Annotated in this window: 6 protein-coding genes; 2 read left to right on the forward strand and 4 right to left on the reverse strand. The window is 66.7% G+C overall.

Annotated elements, in window-relative coordinates; all coding sequences use genetic code 11:
- Positions 1-5: 5 nt before the first annotated feature.
- The 3 genes from ACFOGJ_RS08425 to ACFOGJ_RS08435 are packed head-to-tail and all read right to left on the reverse strand — an operon-like array spanning position 6 to position 3553.
- Positions 6-842 (reverse strand): SDR family NAD(P)-dependent oxidoreductase, encoded by an 837-nt coding sequence (locus tag ACFOGJ_RS08425; protein WP_379899412.1) that lies wholly within the window; start codon positions 840-842, stop codon positions 6-8.
- Positions 843-864: 22 nt separating this feature from the next.
- Positions 865-1770 (reverse strand): FkbM family methyltransferase, encoded by a 906-nt coding sequence (locus ACFOGJ_RS08430; RefSeq protein WP_379899413.1) that lies wholly within the window; start codon positions 1768-1770, stop codon positions 865-867.
- Positions 1763-3553 (reverse strand): thiamine pyrophosphate-binding protein, encoded by a 1791-nt coding sequence (locus tag ACFOGJ_RS08435; RefSeq protein WP_379899414.1) that lies wholly within the window; start codon positions 3551-3553, stop codon positions 1763-1765. The genes ACFOGJ_RS08430 and ACFOGJ_RS08435 overlap by 8 nt, the downstream gene beginning before the upstream one ends.
- A 467-nt stretch (positions 3554-4020) precedes the next feature.
- On the opposite strand from ACFOGJ_RS08435, the gene ACFOGJ_RS08440 reads away from it, so the two are divergent.
- On the forward strand, positions 4021-5634 hold the full coding sequence (locus tag ACFOGJ_RS08440) for an O-linked N-acetylglucosamine transferase family protein (protein WP_379899415.1): 1614 nt from the start codon (positions 4021-4023) through the stop codon (positions 5632-5634).
- Between the two features lie 12 nt (positions 5635-5646).
- Entirely contained in the window at positions 5647-7734 is a 2088-nt protein-coding gene (locus tag ACFOGJ_RS08445; RefSeq protein WP_379899416.1) for an O-linked N-acetylglucosamine transferase, SPINDLY family protein, read from the forward strand.
- A gap of 21 nt (positions 7735-7755) precedes the next feature.
- On the opposite strand, the gene ACFOGJ_RS08450 is transcribed toward ACFOGJ_RS08445, so the two are convergent.
- The gene (locus ACFOGJ_RS08450; protein WP_379899417.1) at positions 7756-9429 is read right to left on the reverse strand and encodes an O-linked N-acetylglucosamine transferase family protein; all 1674 of its coding nucleotides are present in this window, start codon (positions 9427-9429) and stop codon (positions 7756-7758) included.
- Positions 9430-9517 lie beyond the last annotated feature (88 nt).

Below are 9517 nucleotides of genomic sequence, written 5' to 3' on the forward strand. Positions count from 1 at the left end.
GCGGCTCAGTCCCCGCTGCCGGCAGCGGCCGGCAGTCCGGCGCGGCGCAGCTTGAAGAGGTCGGGATCCTCCGCCAGGGTCGCCCGCAGGTCCGCACCGCCGCCGCGCCAGGGGTCGTGGACGGTGGAGAAGTTCCGCCCCCCGGCCAGCCGCCGCCCGGCGGCCATGCACCAGGCGATATGGGCGTGGATGTCGTCGAAGGAGGTGCCTTCCGTCTGCAGGAAGGCCTCCGTCTTGCCCAGCCCCTCGCCCGCCCGGTCGCCGGCGGCCAGGGTCTCGCGGTGGATCTTCGTCTGAACGAAGCCGGGGCCGATGATGAAGGCGTTGATGTCCGCCACCTCGTCGTCCAGCAGCTCGCACATCTTGATCAGCAGGATCTTCGACAGGCAGTAGGCGGAGTAGTTGGTGAAGGGATTGTTGGTGCCGCCGCCGGCGGAGAACATGACATGGGCGGTGCCGCCCGGCCGGCGCTGCGGATAGACCGCCTGCAGGAAGCGCAGCTGGCCGAAGCAGTTGATCCGCAGGTTGCGTTCCCAGGCGTCCATGTCCGCCTCCAGGAACGGGCCGATCGGCTCCATCGTGCCGGCGATGCCGATGAGCAGGTCCCAGGCCGGCGCCAACTTCGCGACGTCCGCCGCCGCGGCGCGGACCGAGTCCGGGTCGCCCAGGTCGCAGGGCAGCAGTGTGACCCCGGGCATCGCCGCCAGGTCCTCGACATGCGCAGGGTTGCGGTAGGTGCCGATCACCCGCGCACCGTCGCGCAGGTAGCGCAGCGCCAGCTCCCGGCCGATATCGGCGGAGATGCCGAGGATCAGGACGCTGCGGGGGGCAGCCTCCGTCATGCCGCGGACCGGCCCGAGCAGATCAGCCCCATGGCACGCCGTCGCCGGTGGTCATGAACAGGCTGCCGTCGTGATGGCTCTTCGGCATTTCGGCGGCGACGGTCACCTGGCCCCATCCCAGATGCTGGCTGAACAACCGCACCGGGCTGCCGTGGAAATGGGCGAACACCCGCTCCGCATTCTCCGCCGTGCCGATCTCCACGATGGCATCGGTCTTCGCCCAGACCGCCGGGTCGATGCCGGTGATCAGCTCGCCCTCATGCCCCTCGATATCCAGCTTCACCAGGTCCGCCCAGGCGATCTCCGCCGTCACGTCGCGCAGGGGCACGGTGAAGCGGTCCAGCTCGCCATAGGGGTTCTTCTTGGCGCCGGCCAGATGGCTGCCCGTGGTATTGCCCTTCACCCGCACGAACTCCGCCTCGCCGTCCTGCACGGAGGCGGCGGCGCGGACCGGGGTGACATTGCCGCAGCCGTTGCGGTCGAGATTCGCCGACAGCAGCTCGAAATGCACCGGATCGGGCTCGAAGCTGCGCACCTCGCCGAAGCAGCGCGACAGCATGATGCTGTGCAGCCCCAGATTGGCGCCGAGGTCGAGCGCCTTCGCATAGCGCCCGCGGTTGCGATGGTAGAAGGCGAAGATCATCAGTTCGTTGATGTCGAACAGGTTCAGCGAGTCGATGCTGCCCATCGCGTGATACGGAAAACGCAGGCTGCCGAACGGGCCGAAGGGCCGTGGATCGTCGCCGGGATCGGCGAAGCGGCGCTCGATCTCCGCTCGGGCCACCCGCTTCAGCAGGCGGTGCAGCGGCGTGTAGGGGCTGTGCTGCGCCTTCCAATCGGCGAAGCTGGCGAAGATCAGGTCGAGCTGGTCGTCGCTGGCGGCGGGGGGCTGGCCGGGAACGGGCTGTGCGGCTGCGGTCTCAGTCATCGAGGGAGGCCTTCATCGGGGGCACGATCATGTTGGCCAGGAACTCCTCGCGGCTGAGCAGCGGCTCCGAATCCTCGATCGGGCGGCCATACTTGCACTGCGGCGCGACCCGGGCGGCCTGCGGCACATGGACGTCGCAGACCACCGGCCCGGGACGCTTCAGCACGTCGGCGATCACCGCCTCCACATCGGCATTGCGGTCCAGGGTGACGGCGGGAATGCCGAAGCTCTCCGACAGGGCGGTGAAGTCGGGGAAGCCCAGGCCGCCCTCCACCGAGCTCGCATAGTACTTGCCCTGCAGCCACTGCTCCTGGGTCTGCTGCACCATGCTGAAGCCGTTATTGTTGATCAGGAACATCTTCACCGGCAGGTCGTGGCGCCGCACCGTCGCCAGCTCCTGGATGTTGAGCATGGCGCTGCCGTCGCCGGCCAGGCAGATGTTCTGGCGGCCGGATTCGGCAAAGGCGCCGCCGATCGCCGCCGGCAGGGCATAGCCCATCGGCGTATTGTTGAAGGCGTGGAAAAAGCGCTGCGTGCCGTGGAATTCGAAGGCCTGCATCATCCAGGCGAGCGCGCAGCCGGTGTCGGAGAAGATCAGCGCGTCGTGGCTGGCCAGCTGCGACAGCCGCTTCACGAAGACATAGGGGTTGACCGTCTCCTCGGCGAAGAATTCCGGCAGGCAGATCGGGTAGCGGGTCTTCCAGTCGCGGATCCGGGCCATCCAGGCATCGCGGGCGGGGAAGCGGATCTCATCCAGGTGGGGCATCAGCTTCTCGACGAACAGCCGGGCATCGGCCGGGATCGGCAGGTCGATCGGCTTGCCGAAATGCGGGAACTTCGCCAGCTCCGTCGGGTCGATATCGACGATCACCGTCGCCGCGCCGCGCGCCCATGAGGTGGTCGGGCTGCCGGTCTCCCGGGTCGACAGGCGGGCGCCGATCGACAGGATGAAGTCGGCGTTCTGCACCGCGAAATTGCCGTAGCGGGTGCCGTGGGTGCCAAAGCAGCCGACCAGCAGCGGGTCGTCGTCGTCGAAGGCGTCGCGCATCGCCCAGCTGGGGCAGATCGGGATCTGCAGGGTGCGGGCGATGGTCTTCACCTCGTCGATCACGCCGGACAGCCGCACCCCCCAGCCGGGCACCAGGACCGGGCGCTCCGCCTTCTCCAGCATCGCGACCAGCTGCTGCACCTGCTTTTCCAGCCCGGATTCGTCGGGCTTCGACATGTCCTTCGGCGGGGTGAAGCCCTTCAGCTTGTCGGGATCGATCTCCGCCCGCTGCAGGTCGTCGGGGATGTCGACCACGACCGGGCCGGGGCGGCCGCTATAGGCGTGCCAGACGGCCTTCTCCAGTTCGTAGCGGATCTGCTCCGGATCGGTGACCTGGACCGCGTACTTTGTGATCGGGGTCACCATCTCGACGATCTGGGTTTCCTGGAAGCCCATCTGGCGCACGCCGGTTGTGTCGCGGAAGCGGAAGGTCGCCACCTGCCCGGTCAGGTACAGGACCGGCACGGAATCGAACCAGGAGCAGCAGATGCCGGTGATCAGGTTGGTGGCGCCGGGACCGGAGGTCGCCGCCGCCGCGCCGATCCTGCCCGTCACCCGAGCATAGGCGTCGGCCGCCATCGCCGCGCCCTGTTCGTGGTGCGGGCAGATATAGGTGACCGTGTTGCTCTCGCCGGCGGAATGGATCATGTGGATGGAGGCGCCGCCGGTGATCGCGAACAGGTGCCGTACGCCCTGCTGGTGCAGGAATTCCACGATATAGTCGGACAGCTTCATGGGCTGTTGGCTCCAGGATCGTCAGGTCCGCGGTCCCGCCGGCCGGCGGCCCGGCCCTCCAGGCACGGGTCCTGCCCGGCGGAATCCGGACGGCTGGGCGGGTCTGCCGGAAGGCCGGACCGGCCGCCGGCGCCGCCATCGGGGCGCGGCTGCGGCCGGGGAAGGACGGTGGACCGAAAGTGATGGCGGCCCGGCCCCTGACCGGTCGCGCCGAGCAGGCACTGCTACCATCATTGCGGTGCCGGAATCCAGTCGCCAGATGCCGCGGTTGCAATCGAGGTTGGGAGGCGGGAAAAGGTGCCTCTGACCTGTACCTGCGCGGGCGGCGGCTGATCCCACCGCCCCGATCCGATTGACCAGACGCCCGCATGTCCGAACCTCCATTCACGATCAGTCGCGCGGATCTGCAATCGAAGGTCCTCGCTGCGGCGCGTGCCGCCGCCCGGGGCGATCCGGAAGGGCAGGCATTGCTGGACCGGCTGTCCGATATGGGACTCACCGACGAGGTTCTGGTGCCGTCCAGCGGCATCCATAAGGATGGCGAGATCGAGACCGCCGTCGTGCTCTATCGGAGCTTCCTGGCGCAACGCAGCCGGCGCGATGGCCCGCGCGGCAATCCGACCGCGGTTCCCACGGTGCTGCGCAACATGTCGATCGCCCTGCTGCAACTGGGCGAACTCGAGGAGGCGCGACAGTTCCACATCCGGGCCCTGACCGCCGGATTCCAGGACGTTTCCGGTATTTCGAGCTGGGCGGACTATCTGATGCAGCAGGGCTATCTGGAGGAGGCGCGCCAGGAGATCGAAACCCGGCTGCTGACCGCGCCGGACTCCGCGCCGCTGCGATCGCTGCACTTCACCCTCTCGGAGTTCGGCTTCGTCCGGCCGGGGTCCCACCTGGCGGAGCATATGCAATGGTGGGCGGGACAGGCTCCGGTTCCGCCGATGAGCGGCGCGCCCCGTCCGCCTGAGGGACGGCCTTTGCGGCTTGGCGTCATCGTGCGCGACCTGCGGTCGCATTCCTCGTTCAATCGCACCTTCGATGCCTTTCCTCACCTGCAGGGCGACGAGTTCGACATCTCGCTGATCTCGGTCCGGTCGGGGCCCGCGCTGCGCGGCCCCCTGGCCGCTCTGCAGGTGCACGACATGGAGGTGGACGAGCCGGAGCGGTTCGCGCGGGACCTGGCCGATCTGGGTCTCGACATGCTTCTGGACCTGGTCAGTCACGGCAACAGCAAGGTGTTCGCGGCCCTGCGCCACCGGCCGGCCCCGGTCCAAATGGGCTGGATCTCCAGCGGCATTTCGGCGGGTGTGCCATGGATCGACTATATGCTGACCGACGGCATGATCTCTCCAGTCGGCAGCGAACATCACTACTCGGAGACCTTGGTACGCTTGCCGGCACCGGCCTTCGCCGTTCCCAGCCTGCCGGAAGCCCCCGACCTTGTTGAACCGCCGTTCTTCCGGAACGGGCACATCACATTCGGGGTGTTCAACCGCGTGTCCAAGATGACGCCAGAGAGCATGGACGCCTGGGCCGAGATCCTGCGCCGGGTTCCGACAGCGCGGCTGCGGATTCAGAACAGCAACGTGATCCTGCCGGGTGTAACCAGTCGGTTGACCCGTTTCTTCGCGGAACGGGGCGTCGCGGTCGATCGCCTGGATTTTTTCGGCTCTGTTCCGGAGGCCGCCTATCTGCGGGATGTGGGCGAGACGGATATCGCGCTCGAGCCGTTCCCGCAGACGGGGGGCGTGACTGCCTTCGATGCCATGTGGATGGGCGTGCCCACGGTGATCCGGATTGTGGACGACAGGCCCTGCTGCCGTGCCGCACTGTTGCCGGCCACAGGGGCGGGAATCGGTGCGTTGGTCGCCCGCGGCCAGGCGGAGTATGTCGAGAATGCCGTGATGCTGGCCGATCAGCCCGATCTGCTGCGGCAGTTGCGGTTCTCGATGCGCCAAAAGCTGGCGGATGCCGTTTTTACCCGGCCGGAGGCGTTGGCCGGGTCTCTTCGCCGCGCCCTGCGGGCGATCTGGGACCAGGCCTGTACCGGCCAGAGGGCACCGATTTGGATCGACTGAGGTCCGGTCCACATGCCCGCCTGGCAGGCCGGCTTTCCAGGGTCCGGCATGGTTACTAATCTGCCGTTGATCCTGCCACCCTTATTTCGCGAGCGCCGCATGCCCCCTTCGATCGTCGACCTTGTCCGTTCCGCACGCGCCGAACAGGCGGCCGGGAGGCTGGCGGAGGCGGCACGCATGCTTGAGCGTTGCCGGAAGATCGATGCGGAGGACTTCAACTATCTGATCGCACAGGCGGACCTGCTGCGCGAACTCGGGCGGATCGACGAGGCGCTTGACCTCTATCGACGGCTGCTGGGGAGGGCGCCCAGGGTCGCTGCGCTGTTCGACAATTGCGCGCTCATGCTGGTCCAGGCGGGTCGGTACGGTCAGGCCGAGGCGGTGCTCCAGGAAGGCATCCGCCAGAACCCGGACGCGGCATCCCTGCTGCGCAATCTGGGGATCCTCTATGCCGATCTGGGGCGACCTGACCAGGGGGTCGGCCTGGTCCGGGATGCCACCGCGCTGGCGCCACGCGACGCCACCCTGCGCCTGGACCTGGGCAATGTCCTGGTTCGGATGCGGCAGTATGCGGAGGCTGAGAAGGAGTTCCGGATCGCAGATGAACTGCGTCCCAATGATCCGGGAATTCTTAATAATATCGGCGGCGCCCTGCGTCACCAGCGGAAGATTGCCGCCGCCGAAGAGGTTTTCAGGTCCGCCTTGCAACGCCATCCGGAGGACCCGGACCTGAACAACAATCTGGCCGGTCTGCTGCGGGTGCAGGGCCGGATTGGTGAGGCGAAGGAACTGTACAGGCGCGCCTTGGCGCTGCGGACTCCCTGGCCGCAGGTGCATTCCAACTACATCTTCTGCCTGGACTTCGACGAGGAAGCCGGGCTTGAGGAACAGGCGGCGGCGCGGCGTGAGTGGCATGAGCTTAACGAGGCGCCCCATCTGGCCCTGGCGCCGCCGTTGCAGCGTGTCCGCGATCCCGACAAGAAGGTCCTGCGCATCGGCTACATGTCGGGCGATTTCAACTTCCACTCCGCGTCTGACGGGTTCGGTTCGGTGCTCCTGCACCATGACCGGAGCCGTTTCCATGTCACTCTCTACTCGAACTCCGATCATGAGGACTCGCGGACCGAGGAGTTCATCAAGGTTGCGGACCGCTATGTGCGTGCCCGGATGATGTCCGACGACAGGCTGGCGGCCCTGATCCGCCAGGACGAGATCGACGTGCTGGTCGATCTTTCGGGGCATTCGGCGGGCAATCGTCTGCCGGTCTTTGCCCGGAGGCCGGCGCCGGTTCAGGCGACGGGCTGGGGCTATGCCACCAGCACCGGGCTTCAGGCGATGGACTACCTGTTGGCGGATCGATGGCTGGTGCCCTGGGAAAGCGACCGCTTCTACACAGAGGAGATTGCCGTCCTTCCCTGTGTCCTGAGCTTTCGGGTCCCGGAGCGGCTGCCGGCGCTGAGCCCACCGCCCTGCGTGGATAAGGGATTCGTGACCTTTGGCAATTTCAATCGGATCGTGAAGGCGTCCCCGTCTTGCCTGGAGGCCTGGGCCCGGATTCTCCAGCGGGTGCCCGGGAGCAGGCTGCTGTTGAAATGCATGACCTTCGACGATGCCGAGGTGCGCCGGTCGGTGCTGGATCGTCTCGTCGGGTTCGGCGCGGCTGAGGACCAGGTGGTTCTGCGGGGGTCGAGTTCCAGGGCCGAGCAGTTGCAGATGCATGCGGAGGTGGATATTGCGCTCGACTCGTTCCGCAACAATGGCGGTGTGACCACCTGCGAGGCGCTGGCGATGGGGGTCCCTGTGGTGACCCTTTGCGGCGATGTACCGGTTTCGCGGAATGGCGCATCGATCATGGCGGGTCTGGGCTGCCCGGAATGGATTGCCCATGACATCGCGGACTATGTCGAGAAGGTCTGCGGCCTGGCTGCCGATCCGTCGCGGCTCGTGGACATCCGGAAAGGTCTTCGGCAGCTGCTGTTGTCGTCGCCGCTTGGAAACAATCGCCGCTATACACGTGAAGTCGAGGCGGCGTACCGCCGGATGTGGATCCGGTACTGCATGGGGATGCGCGGAGCGGGGACGGCGCGAAAGGCGGTCTGAGGGGCAGAGCCGCCCTCTGCGTCAGTCGGCTGCGGTACGGAGTTCCTGCCAGAGGCTGCGAATTGCGTCTGCCATCGCCCGGGCGGTGCGCATGTGGTCTGTCAGGCCCGCATCGATGAGGTTCTGGCGATAGCAGTGCCTTGCGGTGCGGAGGTAGGCCGGGTCAGCGGCCAGGTCCTTTGCTGTCTGGATGTAAGCCGCAGGGCTCTTGGCGACGAGGAACGGCGCCCCGGCGGCACGGGCCAATGTCGCGGCCAGGCGGGCGCAGGGTCGCTGGTCGACCTCATATGCGACGAAAGGCACGCCCATCCAGAGATGGTCGAAGTCGGTGACGAATCCCTGTTCCGGGAATGGCGTCAGGGTGATGTCTGTGTCCGAAACGACTTGGCAATGTTCTGCCGGGCCGGTCATGTTCATCAGCCTGAGCCGCGTCTCCGGGATGCCATGGGCGGCAAAGGCGGCCAGCAGACGGGTCGCATGCGGCGGTTCGGTCACGAAAGCTGTCTTGATGACCAGGCGGCTGTCGGGAACGGCGCGGAGCAGGTCGGACCAGAGGGCAATCACCGGTTCCGAAACCTTGGAGATCCGATGGTACATGCCGAAGGTGACATGCCCGTTGCGTTCCATCGGCAGCCGCCGGTCGCCGGCTTCCGGGTAGCTCGGATAGGGTTCGATCGTCAGGCTTGAAGCGGGCAGGCGGATCAGGCGTTCCGTGTAGTGTATCTCTGCCCCCGGCGGGCTGATCACGGGATCGGTCAGGAAGGCGTCATAGACCTTGGTGCCCGAAGAGACCCCGTTGCCGGCCCATCCGAGGATCAGCGGCGCTGGGCGTCCGGCGAATACGGCAAAGGCTTCCGGTTGGCCATGGCTGACGAGATCGATGATCACGTCCGGGCCGATGCGTCGGATGGCCGCTGCCAGTTCGGGGATGTTTCGTTCCGGTGTGCTGTGGTGGGTGAACTCCGGGAGATGGGTTCGGTTCGGATCGAAGTCATCTCGGACCGACAGGCACTCGACCTGGAAATCGCAGTCGGGAAGCCGACGGAATGTCCCGAACATCCGGTTGAACGATGCGGTATTGCTGAAATCCCGGCCGACCAGAAGAAGTTTCCTGGGGCTGTCTGAGGCAGGGCGTGACGGGCGTGGCGCGCGCGGGGGCAGCGGGGGCGGGCCATATCCCATCTGCCGGTCCGCGTTGTCCGGCATGCGCCGGAAATTGTCTTCGACATAGAGGGCCGACCAGTAGCGGATGTTGCTTGGCTCCAGGTCGTCCGCGGCCCGGGCGGCGGCCCAGTAGATGTCGTGGCGGGCGCTGAAGATCGCTGTCCGCGCCAGGTCGTAGGCCATGCGTGCCCCGTCGCGCGGGTTGATTGCCAGGGCATGGCGGGTCCAGGTCCACGCCTGGTCGAAATCGTAGGCCTTTAGGGCAATGACACTGAGATTATTGTACAGCGCGGTGCCGTGTTGTCTTTGCCAATGGGGTTGGGCCGCGAGATAGAGCTGATAGGCGGCTGCGTTCTCGCCATGTCGCTGGTAGCGGGATCCAAGGGCGGCCGCCATCAGCGGGTTGGTGCTGGCGGCCGTGGTGAGGCGGCACAAGGTGGCGGAGGTGGGGTCGGATAGATAGGCCGCGACCGCCTGGCTCAGTTCAAGCAGGATCTCGTCGGTCGTCAGGGCCTGGTCGTTCGGGGTCATGTCTCGTCTAAAGACTTCGGCAGGGTCGCTGCGGGATCCGGGGCGGATTTCGAGAGCACGGCAAAAAGAATGGGCGGCGCCGTGGCCG

Source organism: Marinibaculum pumilum, assembly GCF_042646425.1.
GTDB classification, from domain to species: domain Bacteria; phylum Pseudomonadota; class Alphaproteobacteria; order Ferrovibrionales; family Ferrovibrionaceae; genus Marinibaculum; species Marinibaculum pumilum.